This is a genomic window from Methylobacterium aquaticum (genome assembly GCF_001043915.1).
GTDB lineage: Bacteria > Pseudomonadota > Alphaproteobacteria > Rhizobiales > Beijerinckiaceae > Methylobacterium > Methylobacterium aquaticum.
This window is the reverse complement of sequence record NZ_LABX01000183.1, coordinates 1-23651: the sequence shown is the minus strand read 5'-3', so window position 1 is coordinate 23651 and position 23651 is coordinate 1. Positions and strand designations below refer to the sequence as shown.

General features: G+C 70.5%; 17 protein-coding genes. 2 read left to right on the top strand and 15 right to left on the bottom strand.

What is annotated here, in order from left to right:
* Positions 1 to 393 precede the first annotated feature (393 nt).
* The 15 genes from VP06_RS22700 to VP06_RS22630 form a co-directional block, all read right to left on the bottom strand.
* Complete coding sequence (locus VP06_RS22700; protein WP_048466063.1) at positions 394 to 2070, bottom strand: DEAD/DEAH box helicase; 1677 nt, start codon at positions 2068 to 2070, stop codon at positions 394 to 396.
* 392 nt (positions 2071 to 2462) lie between these two features.
* The gene (locus VP06_RS22695) at positions 2463 to 6212 is read right to left on the bottom strand and encodes an ATP-binding protein (RefSeq protein ID WP_197093257.1); all 3750 of its coding nucleotides are present in this window, start codon (positions 6210 to 6212) and stop codon (positions 2463 to 2465) included.
* A gap of 148 nt (positions 6213 to 6360) precedes the next feature.
* Entirely contained in the window at positions 6361 to 6912 is a 552-nt protein-coding gene (locus VP06_RS22690) for a gluconokinase (RefSeq protein ID WP_048466061.1), read from the bottom strand.
* Between the two features lie 210 nt (positions 6913 to 7122).
* The gene (gene lpdA, locus VP06_RS22685; protein WP_048466060.1) at positions 7123 to 8526 is read right to left on the bottom strand and encodes a dihydrolipoyl dehydrogenase; all 1404 of its coding nucleotides are present in this window, start codon (positions 8524 to 8526) and stop codon (positions 7123 to 7125) included.
* 73 nt (positions 8527 to 8599) lie between these two features.
* Positions 8600 to 9346 carry an SDR family oxidoreductase gene (locus tag VP06_RS22680; protein ID WP_048466059.1) on the bottom strand — a complete coding sequence of 249 codons (747 nt, stop codon included), beginning with the start codon at positions 9344 to 9346 and terminating at the stop codon, positions 8600 to 8602.
* A gap of 347 nt (positions 9347 to 9693) precedes the next feature.
* Complete coding sequence (odhB, locus tag VP06_RS22675) at positions 9694 to 10989, bottom strand: 2-oxoglutarate dehydrogenase complex dihydrolipoyllysine-residue succinyltransferase (RefSeq protein WP_048466058.1); 1296 nt, start codon at positions 10987 to 10989, stop codon at positions 9694 to 9696.
* Positions 10990 to 11084: 95 nt separating this feature from the next.
* The gene (locus VP06_RS22670) at positions 11085 to 14039 is read right to left on the bottom strand and encodes a 2-oxoglutarate dehydrogenase E1 component (RefSeq protein ID WP_048466057.1); all 2955 of its coding nucleotides are present in this window, start codon (positions 14037 to 14039) and stop codon (positions 11085 to 11087) included.
* A gap of 295 nt (positions 14040 to 14334) precedes the next feature.
* Positions 14335 to 15219, bottom strand: coding sequence for a succinate--CoA ligase subunit alpha (gene sucD, locus VP06_RS22665; protein WP_048466056.1), 885 nt, complete (start codon positions 15217 to 15219; stop codon positions 14335 to 14337).
* A gap of 23 nt (positions 15220 to 15242) precedes the next feature.
* The gene (locus VP06_RS22660) at positions 15243 to 15662 is read right to left on the bottom strand and encodes a PIN domain-containing protein (protein WP_048466055.1); all 420 of its coding nucleotides are present in this window, start codon (positions 15660 to 15662) and stop codon (positions 15243 to 15245) included.
* The gene (locus tag VP06_RS22655) at positions 15652 to 15987 is read right to left on the bottom strand and encodes a hypothetical protein (protein ID WP_048466054.1); all 336 of its coding nucleotides are present in this window, start codon (positions 15985 to 15987) and stop codon (positions 15652 to 15654) included. The genes VP06_RS22660 and VP06_RS22655 overlap by 11 nt, the downstream gene beginning before the upstream one ends.
* Before the next feature lie 39 nt (positions 15988 to 16026).
* Positions 16027 to 17223, bottom strand: coding sequence for an ADP-forming succinate--CoA ligase subunit beta (sucC, locus tag VP06_RS22650; RefSeq protein WP_048466053.1), 1197 nt, complete (start codon positions 17221 to 17223; stop codon positions 16027 to 16029).
* Between the two features lie 83 nt (positions 17224 to 17306).
* Positions 17307 to 18269 (bottom strand): malate dehydrogenase, encoded by a 963-nt coding sequence (gene mdh / locus VP06_RS22645; RefSeq protein WP_048466052.1) that lies wholly within the window; start codon positions 18267 to 18269, stop codon positions 17307 to 17309.
* A gap of 248 nt (positions 18270 to 18517) precedes the next feature.
* On the bottom strand, positions 18518 to 19234 hold the full coding sequence (locus VP06_RS22640; RefSeq protein WP_082167560.1) for a TetR/AcrR family transcriptional regulator: 717 nt from the start codon (positions 19232 to 19234) through the stop codon (positions 18518 to 18520).
* Between the two features lie 102 nt (positions 19235 to 19336).
* Entirely contained in the window at positions 19337 to 19894 is a 558-nt protein-coding gene (locus VP06_RS22635) for a DUF533 domain-containing protein (protein ID WP_048466051.1), read from the bottom strand.
* A 62-nt stretch (positions 19895 to 19956) separates the two neighbouring features.
* Positions 19957 to 20244: a PDDEXK family nuclease gene (locus tag VP06_RS22630; protein WP_156295726.1), complete on the bottom strand. Its 288-nt coding sequence runs from the start codon at positions 20242 to 20244 to the stop codon at positions 19957 to 19959.
* A 298-nt stretch (positions 20245 to 20542) separates the two neighbouring features.
* Between VP06_RS22630 and VP06_RS22625 the strand changes: the two genes are divergently transcribed.
* Complete coding sequence (locus VP06_RS22625) at positions 20543 to 22309, top strand: SLC13 family permease (protein ID WP_048466050.1); 1767 nt, start codon at positions 20543 to 20545, stop codon at positions 22307 to 22309.
* A gap of 96 nt (positions 22310 to 22405) precedes the next feature.
* Positions 22406 to 23566: a c-type cytochrome biogenesis protein CcmI gene (gene ccmI, locus VP06_RS22620; RefSeq protein ID WP_048466049.1), complete on the top strand. Its 1161-nt coding sequence runs from the start codon at positions 22406 to 22408 to the stop codon at positions 23564 to 23566.
* Positions 23567 to 23651: the final 85 nt, after the last annotated feature.

The following is a 23651-nucleotide window of genomic DNA, read 5'->3' as shown; positions in this document are numbered from 1 at the left end:
ATTCCCTCTCCCCTCTGCGGGGGAGGGTGGCGAGTGCAGTGAGCGCAGCGGGACGAAGTCCCGCCGAGAGGGACAGCGCGACGCTTCAGGACGAGGTGCCCGACACCACGGTCGCGACCTCTCCGGAAACGGCGTCCCCTCTCCCGCCTCACTTCGCGGGGCACCCTCCCCCGCAGAGGGGGGAGGGATCAAGGGGGTGGTCTTGTACCAACGGCCGACGATGCTGACGCATCGATTCGATCCCGGGCAGGCCCGAGATTGACGCGGCCGTTGCTCCATCTCGACTTGTCGATGCCAAGCCCAGATGTCCGGGATTGTGGGCTTCGAGACAATTCGAGACTTGGCAAAAATTCGCGAACGGCACCAAAGGTCGTTTTCTTTCGACCGTTGGTCTTACCCCCGCCGGGCGTGGTTGTTGCGCCGGGGCTGGCGCGGGCGCGGCGACACCTCGGCCTCGGCGCCCGCCAGGGCTTCGACCTGAAGGTCGGCCGGGCCGGTGCGCGGGAAGGTATGGGCGAAGCGCTCGGCGGCGCCGCCGCGGACCTCGAACTTGGTCTCGCGGTCGAAGATGCGGATCGCGCCGATCTCCTCGCGGGTCACGTCGCCGCGGCGGCACAGCATCGGCAGCAGGCGGCGCGGATCGGCATTGTCGCGCCGGCCGACATTGAGGCGGAACCACACGCTCGACCCGAACGGGGCGCGCGGGCCGTCCCGGGTCGTGGTCTCGCGGCGGGGAGTCACGCCGCGGCCGGTGGCGAAGCCCGGATCGGTGACCTCCTCGGGCGCCGGCAGGCGCGAGCGGTAGGCGCGCACCAGGGCAGCGGCGAGATCCTCGGCCGAGCGCTGGGCGAGCAGCGACTGGGCCATCGCTCGATCCTCGTCGCTCACCTCGTCGGTGACAAGCGGGTCCAGCAGCAGGCGCTCCTGGTCGAGGGCGCGGATCTCGTCGGCCGGCGGCGGGCCGGACCAGACCGGGACCACGTTGGCCCGGACCATCAGTTCCTCGGCGCGGCGGCGGCGGGACGGCGGCACCAGGAGCACGCTGATGCCCTTGCGCCCGGCCCGGCCGGTGCGGCCGGAGCGGTGCTGCATCACCTCGGAATCGTTGGGCAGCTCGGCATGGATGACGAGGCCCAGACCCGGCAGGTCGATGCCGCGGGCGGCAACGTCGGTGGCGACGCAGACCCGGGCGCGGCCGTCGCGCAGGGCCTGGAGAGCGGCGTTGCGCTCGCCCTGGCCGAGCTCGCCCGAGAGCGCCACGGCCTGGAAGCCGCGCTCGGTCAGCACCGCCTGGAGGTGGCGCACCGAATTGCGGGTGTTGCAGAACACGATGGCGGTGCGCGACTCGATCTGGCGCAGGGTGTTGACCACCACGAGCTCGGTCTCCCGCGGCAGGATGCGGAAGGCGCGGTACTCGATGTCGGCATGGCCCTTGGTCTCGCCGGCCACCGCGATCCGCATCGCGTCACGCTGGTAGGACTCGGCGAGCGCCACGATGCCCTTCGGCAGGGTGGCGGAGAAGAGCAGCGTGCGCCGCTCGGCCGGGGTGGTGCCGAGGATGAATTCCAGATCCTCGCGGAAGCCGAGATCCAGCATCTCGTCGGCCTCGTCGAGCACCACGGCGCGCAACGCCGTCGGGTCGAGGTTGCGGCGCTCGAGGTGGTCGCGCAGGCGGCCGGGGGTCCCGACCACGATGTGGACGCCGTCGGCGAGCCAGCGGCTCTCGCGCCGCGGATCCATGCCGCCGACGCAGGACACGACGCGGGCGCCGGCCGGGCCGTAGAGCCAGGACAGCTCGCGATGGACCTGGAGCGCCAGCTCGCGGGTCGGCGCGATCACGAGCGCGAGCGGGGCACCCGGCGCGGGCAGCATTTCGGCGTCGCCCAGCAGCGTGCGGGCGAGAGCGAGGCCATAGGCGACGGTCTTGCCGGAGCCGGTCTGGGCCGAGACGACGAGGTCGCGCCCCTCGGTCTCGGGCTCGAGGACGGCGGCCTGGACCGGTGTCGGGTCTTCGTAGCCGCGGTCGGCGAGGGCCTTGGCGAGGGGGGCGGGCAGAACAGGAAACGGCACGTGGATTCGATCCCAGGTAGTGGCGACGCGCGGGGATCGAATCGGCTCCGGAGGCGGTGAGCCTCGTCTGAGGGCCGGCCGCATGGCGGCGGGCGCTCGCGGCGCGCGGGGAATCCCTACGGTCTTTTCGTGGAGGAGGCAGCTGTTACAGGGGTTCGGGCGCGAGGTCCACCCCGGGGGGCCTCGCTCCTCACCCGCGCATGGCTGAGAGGGCGTCCGGCGCATGGACCTTCACGGTCAGCCGATCACGCCCAGACCTCACCGATCAACCGCTTCTTCCCCGATATCAACACGAGCGCGCTTCCCCTCTCCCGCATGGGAGGGGGACGCGCCCCCATCTAAAGTCTTATAAAACTTCAAATGCTTATTATTAAGCACGAAACGCTCTGGCCCTACGAAGATCCGCCCTCGATCATCGCCCGGATTCTCCGCGCCAGCAGATCCACCGGGAACGGCTTGGTGATCATCTGCATGCCGGGCGCCAGGAAGCCGGCCATGGCGGCGTTCTCGGCGTAGCCGGTGATGAACAGCACCTTGAGCCCTGGGCGGTGCTCGCGGGCGTCGTCGGCGAGCTGGCGTCCGTTGAGGCCCGGCAGGCCGACATCGGTGACGAGAAGGTCGATGCGGGCGGCCCCCCGCAGGGCCGCGAGGCCGGCCGGGCCGTCCTCGGCCTCCAGCGCCCGGTAGCCGAGGTCGCGCAGCACGTCGACGATGAGGCTGCGCACCGCCGGCTCGTCCTCCACCACCAGCACGGTCTCGCCGCTGCCGGCGGGCGTCTCGGCCGGGCCGGGGGGCAGGCTCTCCGCCTCGGCGGGCGGGCCGGCCTGGAGCGGGAGGTCGTGGCGCGGCAGGTAGAGCGCCACGGTGGTGCCGCGTCCGACCTCCGAGGCGATGACCGCGTGGCCGCCGGACTGGCGGGCGAAGCCGTAGATCATCGACAGGCCGAGGCCCGTGCCCTGGCCGATCGGCTTGGTGGTGAAGAACGGGTCGAAGGCGCGGCGCACCACCTCGGGCGGCATGCCGGTGCCGGTATCGGTCACCGCGAGCCGGACATAGGCGCCCGGCGCCACGTCGCCATGGGCGGCGGCGAAGACCCTGTCGAGGGTGACGTTGCGGGTCTCGATGGTGAGGCGCCCGCCGTCGGGCATCGCATCGCGGGCGTTGATGGCGAGGTTGAGGATCGCGCTCTCGAGCTGGTTGGCGTCGCAGAGCGCCGGCCACAGGCCGTCCGAGAGGCGGCTCTCCAGGGAGACGGTCTCGCCGAGGGTCCGGCCCACCAGATCTTCCAAGGAGGCGACGAGGGCGTTGGCATCGACGGGGCGCGGATCGAGGGGCTGGCGCCGCGCGAAGGCCAGCAGGCGATGGGTCAGCGCCGCGGCCCGGTGGGCCGAGGCCAGCGCCGCCTCGATGTAGCGCTCGACGACGTCGGTGCGCCCCTGGCGCAAGCGCGTCGACAGGAGGTCGAGGGAGCCGATGATGCCGGTGAGCAGGTTGTTGAAGTCGTGGGCGATGCCGCCGGTGAGCTGGCCCACCGCCTCCATCTTCTGCGACTGGCGGAAGGCGTCCTCCAGCTCGCGCTGCTCGGTCACGTCGCGCCCGACCGCGTGCAGGTGGTCCTCCCCCGGCACCGCCGTCCAGGACAGGGTGCGGTAGGAGCCGTCGGCGTGGCGGTAGCGGTTCTCGAACAGCAGCGTGGTCTCGCCCTGCTCGATGCGCCGGGCCTCCGCCTCGGTGCGCGCATGGTCGTCCGGATGGACGAGGTCGAGGAACGAGCGGCCGACGAGATCGGCCGGCTGCCAGCCCAACACCGCCTGCCAGGCCGGATTGAGCGCCGTCATGGTGCCGTCGAAGCGCGCGATGAGCATCACGTCCTTCGACAGGCGCCACATCCGGTCGCGCTCGCGGGTGCGGGCGGCGACCTGGGCCTCCAGGGTCTCGTTGACCCGCCGCAGGGCATCCGCCGCCTCCCGCCGGACCCGGGCGAGGCGCAGGTTGGTCTCCACCCGGGCCAGCAGCTCGCGGGCCGAGAACGGCTTGATCAGGTAATCGTCGGCGCCCGCGGCGAGGCCCTCGATGCGGGCCTCCTCGCCCGCCCGGGCCGACAGCAGGATCACGGGGACGCCCCGGAGCGCCGGATCGTCCCGGAGCGCGGCGAGCAGCCCGAACCCGTCGAGGCCCGGCATCATCACGTCGGAGAGGACGAGGTCGGGGGCGTGGCGGCGGGCCGCCTCCAGGGCCGCGGTCCCATCGCCCACCGCCTCGACGACATGGCCGCTGTCGCCGAGCAGGCGCCCGACATACGCCCGCATGTCGCTGTTGTCGTCGGCGAGCAGCACCCGGCCGGTGAGGCCGGGCGGGACGGGACGGGGCGCCTCGCCGAGATCGGGCGGGCCCGCAGGCCCGTCGTCGAGCCAGCGCGTCGCCTCCTCGACATAGACGTGGGAGCGGGTGGCGGTGGACACCCCGGCCCGGGCGGCGCGGATGCGGTCCTGGGGCAGGTGGACCTGGCCCAGCGGCAGGCTCACCGTGAAGGTGCTGCCCTCGCCCAGCCGGCTCTCAACCCCGACCGTGCCGCCATGCAGCCGGACCAGCTCCTGGACGAGGGCGAGGCCGATGCCGGACCCCTCGAAGCTGCGGCCCTGCGCGCCCTCAACCCGGTGGAAGCGCTCGAACAGCCGCGGCAGCTCGGCCTCCGGGATGCCGAGGCCGGTATCCGCGACCGACAGCAGCGCCCGTCCGCCTTCCGCCCGCAGCCGCACGGCAATGCGGCCGGCGAGGGTGAACTTGAAGGCATTGGAGACGAGGTTGAGGACGACCTTCTCCCACATCTCCGGGTCGACGAAGGCCGGCTCCGGCAGGCTCGTGCAATCGACGTCGAGGACGAGGCCGGCCTTGTCGGTGGCCGAGCGGAAGCTGGAGGCGAGTTCCGCGGTGAAGCGGGCAAGGTCGAGGGGCTCGAAGGCGGCCTGGGCCCGGCCGGCCTCGATGCGGGAGAAATCGAGGAGCGCGTTGACGAGCTTCAACAGCCGCAGGCCGTTACGATGGGCCAGCTCGACCAGGCGGCGCGTGTCGGAGTCGAGGGCGGCGGGGGCGGAATCCAGCACCTCGGTCAGCGGCCCCAGCATCAGGGTCAGGGGCGTGCGGAACTCGTGGCTGACGTTGGAGAAGAACACGGTCTTCTGCCGGTCGAGTTCGGCGAGGGCCTCGGCCCGGCGCCGCTCGGCCTCGTAGGCGTTGGCGTTGGCGAGCCCCGTGGCGATCTGGCCGACGAACAGGTCGACGAAGCCGCGATATGCCTCGTCGAGGGGCCGGTAGGGATTCAAGCCCGCGACGAACACCCCGGCCGGGCGGCTCTGGCCCTGCTGGGCGATCGGCACGACGAGGGCGTGGGTCGGGGGCTGGTCCCAGGGGCCGGCCGGCAGGTCCGCGAAGAGCGGGCCGAGGGCCGCCACCGGTACCGCGGGGCCGAGGCACTCCAGCGCGGCGGAGGCCGCCTCGCCCGGCCGCGCGGCGGCGGCGTGGTCGGGCCCGAGTCCCGCATGGGCGAGCAGAGCCGGCGCATCGCCCGCCAGGAAGGCGAGGGCCACGGGCAGGTCGCGGGTGCCCTCCCCGAGGCAGCCGGCCACCACCGCGCCGACCTCCGCCCCGGTGCGGGCCGCCGCCATGCCGGCGCCCAGGTCGCGCAAGCAGCGCAGGCGGCGCTCGCCGATGACCCGCTCGGTCTCCTCAGAGACGACACAGAGCATGCCGGTCACGGTGCCGGATTCATCCGCCAGCGGGCTGTACGAGAAGGTGTGATACGTCTCTTCCGCGAAGCCGCGCCTTTCCAGGAACAGCAGCAGCGCCTCGTCCCAGGTCGCCTCGCCCGTGCGCAGCACCTGGGCGATGCGCGGACCGATATCGGGCCAGATCTCGGCCCAGACCACGTCCGAGCGGGAGCCGAGGGCCCAGGCGTCCTTGACGCCGAGGGTCGGCCGGTAGGCGTCGTTGCAGAAGAAGGTGAGGTCGGGGCCCCACGCCATCCACATGGCGAAGCGGGAGCCGAGCATGATCCGCACCGCCGTGGTCAGCGTTGGCGGCCAGCCGGCGACCGGCCCGAGGGATGTCGCCGCCCAGTCATGGGCGCGCAGACGGGCGCCCATCTCGCCACCACCGGGAAACAGTGTCTCGTGCGAACTCGGCCGGTTACCGGGCATGGGTATTGTCCAGCATGCCCTGGCGATGGCACGGGCAGCCCGGACTGTCAAAAACCAAACTCAAGAAATGGTGAATGCGGCTGGCCGGCGCGGATCAGGCGCCCGGCACCGGCCGGCCAGTCAGGACCTCGCCGATCGTGGCCACGATCGCCTGCGGGGTGGCGCCGACCGAGACCACGAGCGGGTGCTCCTCGGGCGCCGGCTCCTCCAGGGTCCGGAACTGGCTGTCGAGCAGACTCGTCGGCATGAAATGGCCGTGGCGGGCGGCCATCCGCCGGCCGATCAGCGCGCGGTCGCCCTTGAGGTAGACGAGGCGCACATCGGGACGATCCCCGACCAGGATCTCGCGATAGGCCCGCTTCAGGGCCGAGCAGGTCACCACCCCGTGCCGCCCCTCGGCGCGGAGCCGGTCGATCCAGGCCGCGATGGCGGCGAGCCAGGGCCAGCGGTCCTCGTCGGTCAGCGGCGTGCCGGCCTGCATCTTCTCGACGTTGGCGGCGGGATGGAAATCGTCGCCGTCCTCGAACTCCCAGCCGAGCCGACCGGCAAGCAGGCTCGCCACCGTGGTCTTGCCGGACCCCGACACGCCCATCACCACGACGACCGCGGGGGGTGTGGTGGTCCCGCGTGCTGCCGCACCGTCCATCGTCGTGGATCCTTCGACTGAGAGCATTTTCCGACGAAGTGGATACCGGTTCGTCGTAGACAATGCGGCAAAACCAAAGAGCGAGAGAAGCTTCGCGATGGCAATGCGATCGTGACGCTTCTCTCGCAATCGATCAGGCTTGGCGCCCAACCCTCCCCCCTCTGCGGGGGAGGGTCCATCCGCGCGCGCTTTGCGAACGGCAGCCCGTCCTCACATGTGCAGCGCGCGCTTCTCCACCGCGAGGGCGGCTTCCTTCACCGCCTCGGTCAGGGTCGGGTGGGCGTGGCAGGTGCGGGCGATATCCTCCGAGGAGGCGCCGAACTCCATCGCCACCGCGACCTCCATGATGAGGTTGCCGGCATCCGGCCCGACGATGTGGACGCCGAGCACCCGGTCGGTGGCGGCGTCGGCCAGAACCTTCACGAAGCCGTCGGTGGTGTGGTTCACCTTGGCGCGGCCGTTGGCAGTGAACGGGAACTTGCCGATATTGTAGGCGATCCCGTCCTTCTTCAGCTCCTCCTCGGACTTGCCGACCGAGGCGACCTCCGGCGTGGTGTAGACCACGTTCGGAATCACGCCGTAATTCACGTGACCGGCCTTGCCGGCCAGGATCTCCGCCACCGCGACGCCCTCGTCCTCGGCCTTGTGGGCGAGCATCGGGCCGGCGATCACGTCGCCGATGGCGTAGAGGCCGGTGACGTTGGTGGCGTAGCGGTCGTCGGTCTGGATCCGGCCCTTGGTGTCGAGCTGGACGCCGACCGTCTCCAGGCCGAGGCCCGCCGTGTAGGGCACGCGGCCGATCGCCACCAGCACCACGTCGGCCTCCAGGGTCTCGGCCGCGCCGCCCGAAGCCGGCTCCACCGTGACCGTGGCCCCCTCACCGCTGCGCGCGACGCCCGTGACCTTCTGCGACAGGCGGAAGGTGATGCCCTGCTTCTGGAGGATGCGCTGGAACTGCTTGCCGACCTCGCCGTCCATGCCCGGCAGGATGCGGTCCAGGTACTCGACCACCGTCACCTCGGCGCCCAGCCGCCGCCAGACCGAGCCGAGTTCGAGGCCGATGACGCCGGCGCCGATGACCACGAGCTTGCCCGGGACCTTCGCCAGGTCGAGGGCGCCGGTGGAGGAGACCACCACCTCCTCGTCGATGGTGACGCCCGGCAGGTTGGCGACGTCCGAGCCCGTCGCGATGACGACGTTCCGGGCCTCCAGGATCTGGTTAGCCCCATCCTCCGACGTCACCTCGACCCGGCCGGCGCCGGCGAGACGGCCGGTGCCCTGGAAGGCGTCGATGCCGTTCTTCTTGAGCAGGAACGCGACGCCCTTGGTGTTGCCGTCGACGCCGTCCTGCTTGAACGCCATCATCTTGGACAAGTCGAGCTTCGGCTCGCCGACGGTGATGCCCAGTACCGGGAAGTGCTTGGTCGCCTCCTCGAACGCCTCGGAGGCGTGGAGCAGGGCCTTCGACGGAATGCAGCCGACATTGAGGCAGGTGCCGCCATGGGTCGGGCGCTTCTCGACCACGGCGGTCTTCAGGCCGAGCTGGGCGGCGCGCAGCGCGCAGACGTAACCGCCGGGGCCGGTGCCGATGACGACGAGATCGTAGGAGGACATGCGGGACTCGCGAGGTTGGGAGCGGTGGGCCGGGACGGCGCCGCCGCGGGATGGAGGTGAGGGGCGAGGACGGTCAGCGGCCGCCCGAGATGGTCAGGGTCGCGCCGGTGGCGTAGGAGGCTTCCTCCGAGAGAAGCCACAGCACCGCGGCCGCGACCTCGTCGGCGGTGCCGGAGCGCTTCATCGGCACCAGGGGGCTGAGCCGCGCGAGCCGGTCCGGCTGGCCGCCGCTGGCATGGATGTCGGTCTCGATCAGGCCGGGGGCGACGCCGTTGACCCGGATGCCTTCCTGGGCGACCTCGCCGGCGAGGCCGGTGGTGAAGGTGTCGATGGCGCCCTTGGATGCCGCGTAATCGACGTACTGGCCCGGCGCGCCGAGCCGCGCCGCCACCGACGAGATGTTGACGATGACGCCGCCCTGCCCGCCATGCCGGGTCGACATCCGGCGCACGGCCTCGCCTGCGCACAGGAACGAGCCGATGACGTTGGTGGTCATCATCCGGTTGAGGCGCGCGAACGTCATCTCGTCGACCCGGGCGGCATAATCGACGACGCCGGCATTGTTGACGAGGCCGCCGAGCGGACCGAGACCATCGGCGGCCCGGAACAGGGCCGGGATGTCGGCCTCGACCGCGACGTCGCTCCGGACCGCGAGCGCGGTGCCGCCGAGATCCGCGATCTCCCGCACCAGGGCATCGGCGGCGTCCTTGGCCGCGACGTAGGAGAAGCAGAGCCGCCAGCCGGCCCGCGCCGCCCGCAAGGCCACCGCCCGGCCGATGCCGCGGCTGCCGCCGGTGACCACCAGGACCTTGTCGGTCATCGTCGTGCTCCGATGCGAGAGGCCCCTCTCCCGGACGGCAAAGCGATCCAGGGGAAAAGAAGAGGCGCTGGGTTTCTCCTCCCCCGCGGGCGGGGAGAGGGGCGTGTCTGCGTTCAGGAGACGCGGCAAGCGGAGGCGAAAGCCCGAGCGAGGTGAGGGGGTGATGCCGGATGCGGCGCCTCCGGAGACACCCCCTCACCCTCGCCCTGCGGGCTTGCTTCATCCCCGACAAGGGGGATGAAGCCCTCTCCCCGCCCGCGGGGAGAGCAGGAACCCGCGCCCTTCTCGTCGCGCCAGTGTTCCCGGATACCCCCTCGATCGAGCGAGGGGCAGGTCTCAGCCTGTCCTCAAAGGTCGAGCACGAGGCGCGCCGGATCCTCCAGGGCCTCCTTGACCCGCACCAGGAAGGTCACGGCCTCCTTCCCGTCGACGATCCGGTGATCGTAGGACAGGGCCAGGTACATCATCGGCCGCGCCTCGATCTTGCCGCCCCGCACGACCGGGCGCTCCTCGATGCGGTGCATGCCGAGGATGCCGGATTGCGGCGCGTTGAGGATCGGGGTCGACATCAGCGAGCCGTAGATGCCGCCGTTGGTGATCGTGAACGTGCCGCCCTGCATGTCCTCGATCGACAGCTTGCCGTCGCGGGCCTTGCGGCCGAAGCCGGTGATGGCCTTCTCGATCCCGGCGATCGACAGCTGGTCGGCGTCGCGCACCACCGGCACGACCAGACCCTTGTCGGTGCCGACGGCAATGCCGACGTGGTAGTAGTTCTTGTAGACGATGTCCTGGCCGTCGATCTCGGCGTTGACTGCCGGCACGTCCTTCAGGGCGCCGATCACCGCCTTGGTGAAGAAGCCCATGAAGCCGAGCTTGGCGCCGTGCTTCTTCTCGAACACGTCCTTGTACTGCTGGCGCAGGGCCATCACCGCGCCCATGTCGACGTCGTTGAACGTCGTCAGCATGGCGGCGGTGTTCTGCGCGTCCTTGAGGCGCCGGGCGATGGTCTGGCGCAGCTTGGTCATCCGCACCCGCTCCTCGCGGGAGGCATCGTCCGGGGCGGACGGGGCGCGGGCGACCTGCGGGGCCGCGGCCGGGGCGGGAGCGGCGGCGCCCGACGAGATCGCCGAGAGCATGTCGCCCTTGGTGACGCGGCCATCCTTGCCGCTGCCCTTCACCGACGACGGGTCGACGCCGGATTCCTGGGCGAGGCGCGCGACGGCCGGGCCGTTGTCGCCGGAGGCGTGAGCCTTCGGAGCGGCGTCGCCGTGGCTGCCGTAGGAGGCCGACGACGACTTGGCCGGCGCCTCGGCGGCAGCCTTCGGGGCTTCCTTGGGGGCTTCCTTGGAGGCTCCCTTGGGGGCCTCGGCCTTCGGAGCGGCCGCGCCGTTGCCGGCGCTCGCGCCGCCCTCGACGATCGAGCCGAGGAGCGCGCCCGGCTCCACCGTCTCGCCGTCCTTGGCGACGATGTCGCCGAGCTGGCCGGAGGCCGGGGCGTTGACCTCCAGGGTGACCTTGTCGGTCTCGAGTTCGACCAGCGGCTCGTCCGCCTTCACGGTGTCGCCGGGCTTCTTGAACCAGCGGCCGATCGTGGCCTCGCTCACGGACTCGCCGAGCGTCGGGACGCGGATTTCGGTGGCCATGTCTTCCGTCGGGGGTTGGGGCGGTGGGGATGCGCCCGGAAAAACTCAGGCGGCGCCCCGGGCGGGGCGCCGGTGACTTGGGAGGTACCTTGGGATCAGACCGCCAGGGCCTCGTTGAGGAAAGCCTGGAGCTGGTCGAGATGCTTCGACATCAGGCCGACGGCGGTCGAGGCCGAGGCCGGGCGGCCGATGTAGCGCGGGCGCTTGGAGGCGGAGCCGGCCTGGTTGAGGACCCATTCGAGATAGGGCTCGACGAAGGCCCACGAACCCATGTTCTTGGGCTCCTCCTGGCACCACACCACCTCGGCGTTGCGGAACCGGGAGACCTCGGTCGCCAGCGACTTCAGCGGGAACGGGTAGAGCTGCTCGACGCGCATCAGGTACACGTCGGAGATGCCGCGCTTCTCGCGCTCCTCGTAGAGGTCGTAATAGACCTTGCCCGAGCAGAGCACGACCCGCCGGACCTTGTCGTCCTTGGCCAGCTTCACGCCGTCCTGCGCCTTCTCGGCGTCGTCCCACAGCACCCGGTGGAAGGTCGAGCCCTCGGCGATGTCCGAGAGCGCCGAGACCGCCCGCTTGTGGCGCAGCAGCGACTTCGGGGTCATCAGCACCAGCGGCTTGCGGAAGTCCCGCTTCAGCTGCCGGCGCAGGATGTGGAAGTAGTTCGAGGGCGTCGTGCAGTTGGCGACCTGCATGTTGTCCTCGGCGCACATCTGGAGGTAGCGCTCGAGACGGGCCGAGGAATGCTCCGGTCCCTGGCCCTCGTAGCCGTGCGGCAGCAGCATCACGAGGCCCGACATGCGCAGCCACTTGCGCTCGCCGCTACTGATGAACTGGTCGACCACGACCTGCGCGCCGTTGGCGAAGTCGCCGAACTGCGCCTCCCACAGCACCAGGGAATTCGGCTCGGCCAGCGAGTAGCCGTACTCGAAGCCGAGCACCGCCTCCTCCGAGAGCATCGAGTTGATGACCTCGTAGCGGCTCTGACCGTCCTTGATGTGGTTGAGGGGCGTGTAGCGCTCCTCGTTCTCCTGGTCGATCACCACCGAATGGCGCTGCGAGAAGGTACCGCGCTCGACGTCCTGGCCCGACAGGCGGACCCGGTGGCCCTCCGTCAGGAGCGAGCCGAAGGCCAGGGCCTCGGCGGTGGCCCAGTCCAGGCCCTCGCCGGTCTCGATCGCCTTGGCGCGGTTGTCGAGGAAGCGCCGGATGGTGCGGTGCAGGTGGAAGTCGGCCGGCACCGTGGTGATGGCCTTGCCGATCTGCCGCAGGGTGTCGGCCGGCACGCCGGTGCGGCCGCGGCGCGGGTCGTCCTCGTCCTCGCGCACCGCCTTCAGGCCCGACCAGCGGCCATCGAGCCAGTCGGCCTTGTTGGCCTTGTAGGCGGTGGCGATGTCGAACTCGCTGTCGAGGGTGGCGCGGAACTCCGCCTTGCGGTCCTCCAGCTCCTTCTGGCTCAGCACGCCGCTCTCGGTCAGGCGCTTGCCGTAGGTCTCGAGCGTCGAGGGGTGCTTGCGGATGATCTGGTACATCTTCGGCTGGGTGAACGCGGGCTCGTCACCCTCGTTGTGGCCGAAGCGGCGGTAGCAGAGCATGTCGATCACCACCGGCTTGTGGAACTTCTGCCGGTACTCGGTGGCGATCTTGGCCGCGAAGGTGACGGCCTCGGGGTCGTCGCCGTTGCAGTGGAAGATCGGCGCCTCGACCATCTTCGCCACGTCGGACGGATAGGGCGAGGAGCGCGAGAAGCGCGGATCGGTGGTGAAGCCGATCTGGTTGTTGATGATGAAGTGGATCGAGCCGCCGGCGCGGTGGCCCTTCAGGCCCGACAGGCCGAAGCACTCCGCCACCACGCCCTGGCCCGCGAAGGCGGCGTCGCCGTGGATGAGGAGCGGCAGCACGGTGGTGCGCTGCTCGTCGCCCTTCTGGTCCTGCTTGGCGCGCACCTTGCCGAGCACCACCGGATCGACGATCTCGAGATGCGAGGGGTTCGCGGTCAGCGACAGGTGGACGGTGTTGCCGTCGAAGGCCCGGTCGCTCGACGCGCCGAGGTGGTACTTCACGTCACCCGAGCCCTCGACCTCGGCCGGGGAGGACGAGCCGCCCTTGAACTCGTGGAAGATCGCCCGGAAGGGCTTCGACATCACGTTGGCGAGCACGTTGAGGCGGCCGCGATGGGCCATGCCGAGCACGATGTCGGTGACGCCGAGCGCACCGCCGCGCTTGATGATCTGCTCGAGCGCCGGGACCATCGCCTCCGAGCCGTCGAGGCCGAAGCGCTTGGTGCCGGTGTACTTGAGATCCAGGAACTTCTCGAAGCCCTCCGCCTCGATCAGCTTGTTGAGGATCGCCCGCCGGCCCTGCTCGGTGAACGAGATCTCCTTGTCCTTGCCCTCGATGCGCTCCTGGATCCAGGCTTTCTCCTCCGGATCGGAGATGTGCATGAACTCGACGCCGAGCGTCTGGCAGTAGGTCCGCTCCAGGATCGCCACGATCTCCCGGATGGTGCCGAACTCCATGCCGAGCACGTTGTCGAGGAAGATCGGGCGGTCCCAGTCGGCCTCGGTGAAGCCGTAATGCTGCGGGTGCAGTTCCTCGTGGTCGCCGCGCGGCTGGAGGCCCAGCGGATCGAGCCTGGCGTGCAGGTGGCCGCGCATGCGGTAGGCGCGGATCAGCATGATCGCGCGGACCGAATCCTTGGTCGCCTGCTGGACGTCGGCCGCGGAGACGGCCTGGCCCTTGGCCTCCTGCTTGGCCTTGATCTTCTCGCCGACCGCCTTCTCGATCTGCGCCCAGTTGCCGTCGAGGGCCGAGACGATGTCGCCGTTGGCGGCGATCGGCCAGTTCGGCTTGGCCCAGGATGCGCCCTCGGCGTTCTTGACCACGATCGCGCTCTCCTCCTTCAGGCTGGAGAAGAAGCTGCGCCACTCGGGGTCCACCGACTGGGGATCCCGGGTGTAGGTCGCGTACAGCTCCTCGATGTAGTCGGCGTTGCCTCCGTAGAGGAACGAGGTTCCGAGGAGGGCGTCGTTCGCGTCCTGGCGTGCCATGGCGATCTGTCTATCCGCGCTGGTCGATCGATGCGCCGGCTTCTTCCCTTCAGTTGAGGCGGGAGAATGGCGAGCGAGCGACGGTGGGGGCGCCCGAAGATCCGGGCGCCAGGATGTCTTACGCACTCAAGAGAGTTGACGTTTGCTTGCGATATGGGTGCGGAACCGCAATTCCGCACGCCAAGCCCTGCTCGACGCCAAGCCCTGCTCGACGCCAAGCCCTGCTCGACGCCAAGCCCTGCTCGACGCCAAGTCCTGCCATGCGTGAGGCGAAGGGCAAGGATCTGACGGGCAATCAGCCCTTCAGGACCTCGACCAGGGTCTTGCCGAGGCGGGCCGGCGACGGCGAGACGCGGATGCCGGCCTCCTCCATCGCGGCGATCTTGTCCTCGGCGCCGCCCTTGCCGCCCGAGATGATCGCGCCGGCATGGCCCATGCGGCGGCCGGGAGGCGCCGTGCGACCGGCGATGAAGCCGACCATCGGCTTCTTGCGGCCGCGCTTGGCCTCGTCGCGAATGAACTGCGCCGCCTCTTCCTCGGCCGAGCCGCCGATCTCGCCGATCATCACGATCGACTCGGTCTTGTCGTCCGCGAGGAACATCTCCAGCATGGCGATGAACTCGGTGCCCTTGACCGGGTCGCCGCCGATGCCGACGGCCGTGGTCTGGCCGAGGCCCTCGTTGGTGGTCTGGAACACCGCCTCGTAGGTCAGCGTGCCGGAGCGCGACACGATGCCGACCGAGCCCGGATGGAAGATGTTGGCCGGCATGATGCCGATCTTCGACTCGCCGGCGGTGACGATGCCGGGGCAGTTCGGGCCGATGAGGCGCGACTTCGAGCCTTCGAGCGAGCGCTTCACCCGCACCATGTCGAGAACCGGGATGCCCTCGGTGATGCAGACGATCAGCGGGATCTCGGCGTCGATCGCCTCGCAGATCGCGTCGGCGGCGCCCGGCGGCGGCACGTAGACCACCGAGGCGTCGGCGCCGGTGGCGGCCCTAGCCTCCTTCACGGTGTCGAACACCGGCAGGCCGAGATGGGTCGCGCCGCCCTTCCCCGGCGAGGTGCCGCCAACCATCTTGGTGCCGTAGGCGATCGCCTGCTCGGAGTGGAAGGTCCCGTTCTTGCCGGTGAAGCCCTGGCAGATGACCTTGGTGTTCTTGTCGATGAGGATGGACATGCGTGTCTTTCCGGCGTGCGTGTTCAGATCGGACGGAACGGGTTCACCACACGGACCGAGCCGTAGGTCTGCCCGTCATTGAGGTCTTCGCTGTAGACGACCGGGGCATCGAGCCGCTCGGCCGCCGCGATGATCGCTGCGTCCCAGTAGTTGATCCGGTAGCGGTCGTAGATCTCGGCAGCCCGCGCGACGCTCTCGAAGGTGATGGACGCGAAGTGACGGTCCCGCAGGATTTCCATCCACGCGATCGCTTCGGCCGCGGTGAGCGGCGTCTTCGACTTGCGCGTGGCGTTGTAGAAGAATTCCTGCAAGACCTGTCCCGAGATGCCGAAATCCGTCTCCGCGATGAGCAGGCGGGCGCGCTCGTACTTGCTGGGTGCCGAGAAGCGGCCGAGGGCCGCATAGATCAGCACGTTCGTGTCGAGGAAGCAGTCAGGGCTCATAGGAGCGCGTCCTGCTCCAGACGTCGGACCCGAGATCGCCGGTCGTGGCGTCAATCAGGGCGAGCAGACGCCGACGGGTGTCGGCGTAGGTCTCGGCCCGGCCCCGACGCCGGTCGTGGAGGGCGGCGCGGCCCTCCTCCGGCGGCTCGTCCAGCACGGCCATGATCGCGCGGTGGCCCGGATTGTGGATCTCGATCGGGGCGAGCGCGACGAGATCCCTGGCCTGCTGCTGAAGCAGGTCCTCGATCGAGATCTGCCGCGCCCGCGCCACGCTGGCGACGCGGTCGAGGGTCGTCTCGTCGAGGTCCAGGATCACCTTCGTCATCGCTCGCTCCGATTTGTCCGGGCCGGCCCCGCGCGCCTATCAGCCCTTGCGCACCGCCGCGACGATCTTCTGGGCGGCGTCGTCGAGGTCATCGGCCGGGATCACGTTGAGGCCCGACGAGCGGATGATCTCCTTGCCCTTCTCGACGTTGGTGCCCTCGAGGCGCACCACCAGCGGGACCTGGAGGCCCACCGCCTTGACGGCCGCGATCACCCCGTTGGCGATCACGTCGCACTTCATGATGCCGCCGAAGATGTTGACCAGGATGCCCTTCACGTTCGGGTCGGCGGTGATGATCTTGAACGCCGCGGTGACCTTCTCCTCCGAGGCGCCGCCGCCGACATCGAGGAAGTTCGCCGGCTCCTCGCCGTAGAGCTTGATGATGTCGAGCGTCGCCATGGCGAGGCCGGCGCCGTTCACCATGCAGCCGATCGTGCCGTCGAGGGCGATGTAAGCGAGGTCGTACTTCGACGCCTCGATCTCCTTCTCGTCCTCCTCGGTGATGTCGCGCAGCTGCACGATCTCCGGGTGACGGTAGAGGCTGTTGGAGTCGAACGAGATCTTGGCGTCCAGGCACTTCAGGTGCCCGTCCTGGGTGACGATGAGCGGGTTGATCTCCAGCATGCTCATGTCCTTGGCGGTGAACGCCCGGTAGAGCTTGGTGGTCAGATCCTCCGCCTCCTTGGCGAGCGGGCCGGTGAGGCCGAGCGCCTTGGCGACCGCGCGGCCGTGATGCGGCATCACGCCGGTGGCCGGGTCGACCGAGAAGGTGATGATCTTCTCAGGGGTGTCGTGGGCGACCTGCTCGATGTCCATGCCGCCTTCGGTCGAGACCACGAAGGCGACCTTGCCGGTCTCGCGGTCGACGAGCATCGACAGGTAGAACTCGGTCTCGATGTCCGAGCCGTCCTCGATGTAGAGGCGGTTGACCTGCTTGCCGGCCTCGCCGGTCTGCACCGTCACGAGGGTGCGGCCGAGCATCTGCTCGGAGAAGGTCTTGACCTCCTCGACCGACTTGGCGAGGCGCACGCCGCCCTTCTCGCCGGCCTCGGCCTCCTTGAACTTGCCCTTGCCACGCCCGCCGGCATGGATCTGGGACTTCACGACCCAGAGCGGGCCACCCAGCTCGTTGGCGGCGGCCTCGGCCTCGGACGCCTTGAAGATGGCGCGGCCGTTCGAGACCGGCAGGCCGAACTCCTTGAGGACGGCCTTGGCTTGATACTCGTGGATGTTCATCGGCGGAAAGCTTTCGTTAGCGGGCGTGTTGGCGTGCGCGGAGGGCGGCGCGGATCTCCGCGCCGCCCCGTGGGGATCCGGCCTTACGCCAGCGCGCCGTTGATGCCCTTGCAGGCCTCGACCAGGCCCTTCACGGAGTTGACCGACTTCTCGAACATCGCCGTCTCCTCAGCCGTGAACTCGACCTCGACGATGCGCTCGACGCCGTTCTCGCCGATCACAATCGGCACGCCGATGAACAGGCCGTCGACGCCGTACTGGCCGGTGAGGTGGGCCGCGCAGGGCAGGACCCGCTTCTTGTCCTTGAGGTAGCTCTCGGCCATGGCGATCGCCGAGGCGGCCGGCGCGTAGAAGGCCGAGCCGGTCTTGAGCAGGTTGACGATCTCGCCGCCGCCCTTGCGGGTCCGCTCGACCATGGCGTCGAGCTTCTCCTGGGTGGTCCAGCCCATCTTGACGAGGTCGGGCAGCGGCACGCCGGCCACCGTCGAGTAGCGCACCAGCGGCACCATGTCGTCGCCGTGGCCGCCGAGCACGAAGGCGGTCACGTCCTCGACCGAGACCTGGAACTCCTCGGCCAGGAAGTGGCGGAAGCGGGCCGAGTCGAGCACGCCGGCCATGCCGACGATCTTCTTCGGGTCGAGGCCGGAGAACTTCTGGAGCGCCCACACCATCGCGTCGAGCGGGTTGGTGATGCAGATCACGAAGGCGTTCGGGGCGTGGGTCTTGATGCCGGTGCCGACCGCTTCCATCACCTTGAGGTTGATGCCGATCAGGTCGTCGCGGCTCATGCCGGGCTTGCGCGGCACGCCGGCCGTCACGATCACCACGTCGGCCCCTGCGATCGCGCTGTAGTCGCTGGCGCCGGAATACTTGGCGTCGAAGCCGTCGACCGGAGCCGACTCGGCGATGTCGAGGCCCTTGCCCTGCGGCACGCCATCGGCGATGTCGAACAGCACGACGTCGCCCAGCTCCTTGAGGCCGGCGAGGTGCGCGAGCGTGCCGCCGATCTGTCCAGCGCCGATGAGCGCGATCTTCTTGCGTGCCATGTAGAACCGATCCTTCGCGGTGTGGTGGAACCGTCGGGGGCCGGGGTCCGCTCGCGAGGAGCCCGCGCCGGCGGGTGCCTCTTTGGCGAAAAAAGCCGTGCCCGACAACCCGAAGGCCCGCGCGAGGCCCTGGCGCACCGCGACAGCCGCGCTCGCGGCGCGCCACGCGATCCGAATCGTTGTTTTTAATGAATGACTTATGCCGACATCCACACGATCGTTACATTTTTGACAGTTTGTCAGCACCACTACAGGGTACCGATGCGCAGGATCCGTAACATCGCCCGGATGACCGCGCCGAGGCGGGCTTCGATCAGGTCGCGGGGGACCTCCGCATCGAGCTGGATCGAGACCGGGTGCAGGAAGCGGTGGCTGGTGTCGAAGATGAAGGCCAGGCCGCGCTCGCGGTCACGCAACGAGAAGGTGCCGGCATTCATCCCCTCCTCGATCACCCGCTCGACCAGTTGGCGCAGGCGGCCGCGGTGGCGCCGGGCGATCGGCCGGGATTCGACCGTCGCGTCGCGGTGGACCGCAAACAGGTGCGGGTCCCGCGCCAGCACCTCCCGCTGCATCGAGGCGAGGGCCAGGAGCAGCCGTTCGAGCTTGTCGTCGGCGGGGTCCGGCGCATCCGCGATGGCGCCCAGCTCGGCCTCGACCTCCCGCAGCCAGCGGCCCGCCACCGCATCGACGAGGGCGGTCTTGGACGGGAAGTAGCGGTAGACATTGGCATGGGTCATGCCAGCCTCGGCCGCGACCCCCACCACCGTCACCTGGCGGTGACCGAGCCGGCGCAGATGGTCGGCCGCGATGGCGAGCAGCCGGGCATCGGCGGAGGGGGGCGCCGTCCGGGCGCGGGCGTTCGGGCCGGACGAACTTGGACTGGACGCGCTTGCACCGGATGGGAACGGCGCGTCCGCCGGAAGGATCTCGTCGCGGGTCTGGGCGCCGGGGCGGCTGCGAGGCATGGAACTCGAGAACTGGCAGGATCGACGGCGCGACGATCCCTCCAGGGTAGCGGCCGGCCATGCGGAGGAGAAGACCCGACCCGACGCCCTGAAGACGCAGTCTCAGACCCGGTAGCGCCGGTGCAGGCTCGACACCACGTCCTCGGGCAGCCCGAGCCGCTCGGCCAGATAGGCGAGATACAGTTGGTTGACCCTGAGGCGCTGGTCGACGGCGAGCAGCGAGGCGACATAGGCATAGGCGCCGAGATCGGCCTCCTGGATGGCGTCGAGGAGGTCGCCGAGGGCGAGCGGTGCGCCGAGCGCCTTGTCGAGGCGCTGGCGCTCGGCCTCCGCGGCGCTGATCCGGGCGAGCGCGTCGCGGACCGGTGCCGGGTCCTGCCGGCGCCCCTGGGCCAGGAACGCCGCCGCCATCGCCTGGATCACGAGATCGCGCTGCGCGGGCTCCAGCACCCGGAGGTTCAGGGTGAGCGGCACCAGGGTCTGATGGCGGTTCTGAAGGAAGGCGTGCAGCACCTTCTGGCCCAGCGCCTCGGTCACCACCGCATCGGCGCGGCCCGCCCGCCGGTCGCGCCGCGACGCCCGGACCGGCGCAGCCTGAGGCTCCTCGGCGTCGTCCGGCGCGTCGCGCCCGAAGGCGCGGGTGAGGAAGGCGAAGCTCATGCGGGGTCCCGGATGGCGTGATCCCGCACCCAACGTGCGAGGCGCGGGCAGGCTCCGCCGGCTCAGCCGCGCACGACGATGTCCGGCTTGGGCCTGTCGCGGCCGCGCCCATCGTCGTCGCGCTGCACCCGCATGCCGCCCTGATCGCTCCGGCAGCCGGCGGCATCCATCGCGAGCTTCAGGGGCGCGCCGAGATGGCCGGCGATCTGCTCGTGGTTCTCGGTCGGGTTCGTCATCAAGACGACGTCGCCGTCGACGAGTTCCCGGTCGCGCTCGTCGCGCTGTGCGTCGACGAAACGGTCGAACGCGGCGATCGTGCACCGGCCAGGCCGGTGGACGCGGTCTTCCATGATGGGGCTCCGGGAGGCTGGGGCCGAGCCTCAGCCGATTTCGCCGAAGTGGTCACCGGTTCGGCGGCAAAAATCTGCGATCAGATAAGAAACTAAGCGGACGAAGCGTTGGCCCGCCAACGCTTCGTCCGCTTGGCGCGTGACAGCCCCGGCGGAAAGGTGCCGGCCGCGCAAACTCTTCCATCCGCCACCCTGGGCGCCGCCTCACCCGGCCCAATCTAGGGAGGCCCGATACTCGGCAGCAGGATCACCCTCCCGGCATGACACGCCCCCGCCCTCTCGCTCGCAGCGCCCGCGCATGACCCTCGACCAGGGCCTCGCCTTCGGCCTCATCGGGGTCACCGTCCTGCTCTTCGTCTGGGGGCGGCTGCCCTACGACCTCGTGGCGCTCCTGTCCCTCGTCGCCGGGGTGGCGCTGGGGCTGGTGCCGGCGTCGAAAGCCTTCGACGGCTTCGCCGACGACGTGGTGATCATCGTGGCGAGCGCCCTGGTGATCTCCGCCGCGGTGTCTCGCTCCGGGGTGGTCGAGAGCGCGATGCGCCCGCTCCTGCCCTATCTCAGAAAACCCCGCCAGCAGGTGCCGGCGCTGGCCGGCGCGGTGATGGGCCTGTCGATCTTCACCAAGAATATCGGGGCGCTCGCGATCTTCATGCCGGTGGCGCTCCAGCTCGGGCGCAAGACCGGCACGCCGGCCTCGCTGCTGCTGATGCCGATGTCCTTCGCCTCGCTGATCGGCGGCCTCGTCACGCTGGTCGGCACCTCGACCAACATCATCGTCGCCAAGGTGCGGGCCGACGTCACCGGCCAGCCCTTCGGGATGTTCGACTTCACGCCGGTCGGTCTCGGGCTGGCGGTGGCGGGCCTCGCCTTCCTGTCGCTGAGCTACCGGCTGCTGCCGCGGGACCGGCGCCCGGCGGGCTCGCTGGCCGCCGCCTTCCGGATCGAAGCCTACACGACGGAAGCGTGCCTGCCGGCGGAGTCGCCCCTCGTCGGCGCCACGGTGGGCGAGCTGGAGGCGCTCGGCGACGGCGACGTGACCGTGGCGACGGTGATCCGCGAGCGTTTCCGCCGCTACGTGCCGGGGCCGGACTGGCGGCTTGCCGCCGACGACATCCTGCTCCTCGACGGCGAGCCGGAGGATCTGGAGCGCCTGGTGGCGCGGGCCAAGCTCACCCTGGTCGGCACCCAGCCGGCCGGCGGTGAGATGACGGTGATCGAGGCGGTGATTCCCGACGGCTCGGCGCTCGTCGGCACCACGGCGACGGATGCGGACCTTGCGGCCCGCTACGGCACCGCGCTCCTCGCGGTCAGCCGCTCGGGCGCGGCGATCACCCGGCGGATCGGCAGCGTGCGCCTGCGGGCTGGCGACGTGGTGGTGTTGCGCGCCGAAGCCGAGCGGCTGGCGGACGTCTTGTCCGAATTCGGCCTCCTGCCCCTCGCCGAGCGCAAGCTGGCGCTGGGCCACAGCCGCCGCAGCTATCTTCCGATCGTGGTGCTGGCCGGCGCGATGGCGCTGATCGCGCTGCATGTCGTGCCGGTGGCGATGGCCTTCTTCGGCGCCGCGGTGCTGCTCCTGGTCCTGCGGGTCATGACCATGCACGACGCCTACGAGACGATCGAGTGGCCGGTGATCGTGCTCCTCGGCGCCCTGATCCCGGTGAGCGACGCGGTGCGGGCCACCGGCGGCACCGACCTCATCGCCGGGGCGCTCTCGCACGCCATGCAGACGGTGCCGCCGATGCTGGCGATCGGCCTGCTGCTGATCGCCGCCATGGCGGTGACGCCATTCCTCAACAACGCCGCGACGGTGCTGGTGATGGGGCCGATCGGCGCCAGCCTGGCCCAGAAGCTCGGGCTCAACCCGGACCCGTTCCTGATGGCGGTGTCGGTGGGGGCGGCCTGCGACTTCCTCACCCCGATCGGCCACCAGTGCAACACCCTGGTGATGGGCCCGGGCGGGTACCGCTTCGGCGACTACGCCCGCCTCGGCCTGCCGCTCTCGATCACGGTGATCGTCGTCGGCACGCTGCTGATCAGCCTGTTCTGGCCGGTCGCGCCGCGCTGAGAGCCGGGACCATCCTTGAGGGATGTCCCCGACGTGACACCGTGTCGCCACGGGCCGGAATCGTGTCGCCACGGGCCGGGGGATACAGAAGAGGGCATGACGGCGATCTGGTTCATCTTCGCGCTCATGACCGGCCTGGCGGTGCTCGCCTTGCTCTGGCCGATGTCGCGCCGCCCGGCCCTCGCGGGCCTCCCCGAGGCCGAGGCACGGATCGCCACCGAGACCGGGTTCTACCGCGACCAGCTGCGCGAGATCGACCGCGACGCCGCCCGCGGGCTCCTCGCCGCGCCGGAGGCCGAGGCCGCCCGGGCGGAAGCGGCGCGCCGCCTGCTGCGAGCGAGCCGCGAGCCCGGCCGGACCGCGGGAGCGATGGGCGAGCCGGCCCTGCGCCGGCGCCGGGCGGCCTCCGCCTTCGCCCTCTCGACGGTGCCGCTGGTGGCCCTCCTCGTCTACGGCATCTACGGCTCGCCGGACCTGCCGGCCCAGCCCCAGGCCGAGCGGCTGGCCCATGCCCGGTCGGCCGGCAACGACCTCGCGGCGGCGGTGACGCAGATCGAGGCCCATCTCGCCAAGGCGCCGGAAGACGGCCGCGGCTGGACGGTGCTGGCTCCGGTCTACCTGCGCCTCGGCCGCATCGAGGACGCGACCAAAGCCTACGAGAATGCCCTGCGGATCCTCGGCGACGACGCCACGCGCCTGGCCGATTACGGCGAGGCCCTGGTGGCGGCGGGCGACGGCGTCGTCTCGGCCAAGGCCCGCGACGCCTTCGAGCGGGCGCTCCGGCAGGATGCCAAGGCGGTCAAGCCGCAATTCTACCTCGCCCGCGCCGCCGAGCAGGACGGCGACCGGGCCCAGGCGCGCACCCGCTACGCCGCGCTCGCCGCCGCCGCGCCGCCCGAGGCACCCTGGCTGCCGATGGTGCGCGACAGCCTCGCCCGCCTGGACGGCACCGCGCCGGCTCCCGCCGCCGCGGGTCAGGCCAAGGATCAGCCCAAGGCCCCCGGCATGAGCGAGGAGCAGCGAGGGATGATCCGCGGCATGGTCGAGGGGCTGGCCCAGCGCCTCGCCGAGAAGGGCGGCTCGCCGGAGGAATGGGGCCGGCTGGTGCGGTCCTACGTGGTTCTCGGCGACCGGCCGAAGGCGGAGGCGGTCCTGGCCCAGGCGCGGACCGCGCTCGGGAGCGACCCCGGCAAGCTCGCGCCTTTGGACGACGTGGCGCGGGAGATGGGCCTGGGCGCCGCCAAGGCGACACCGTGACGAGCGCGACGGCCGGGCGCATGACCCCTCCCCCCTCTGCGGGGGAGGGTGGCCTGCGGAGCAGGCCGGGAGAGGGGACGCCGCT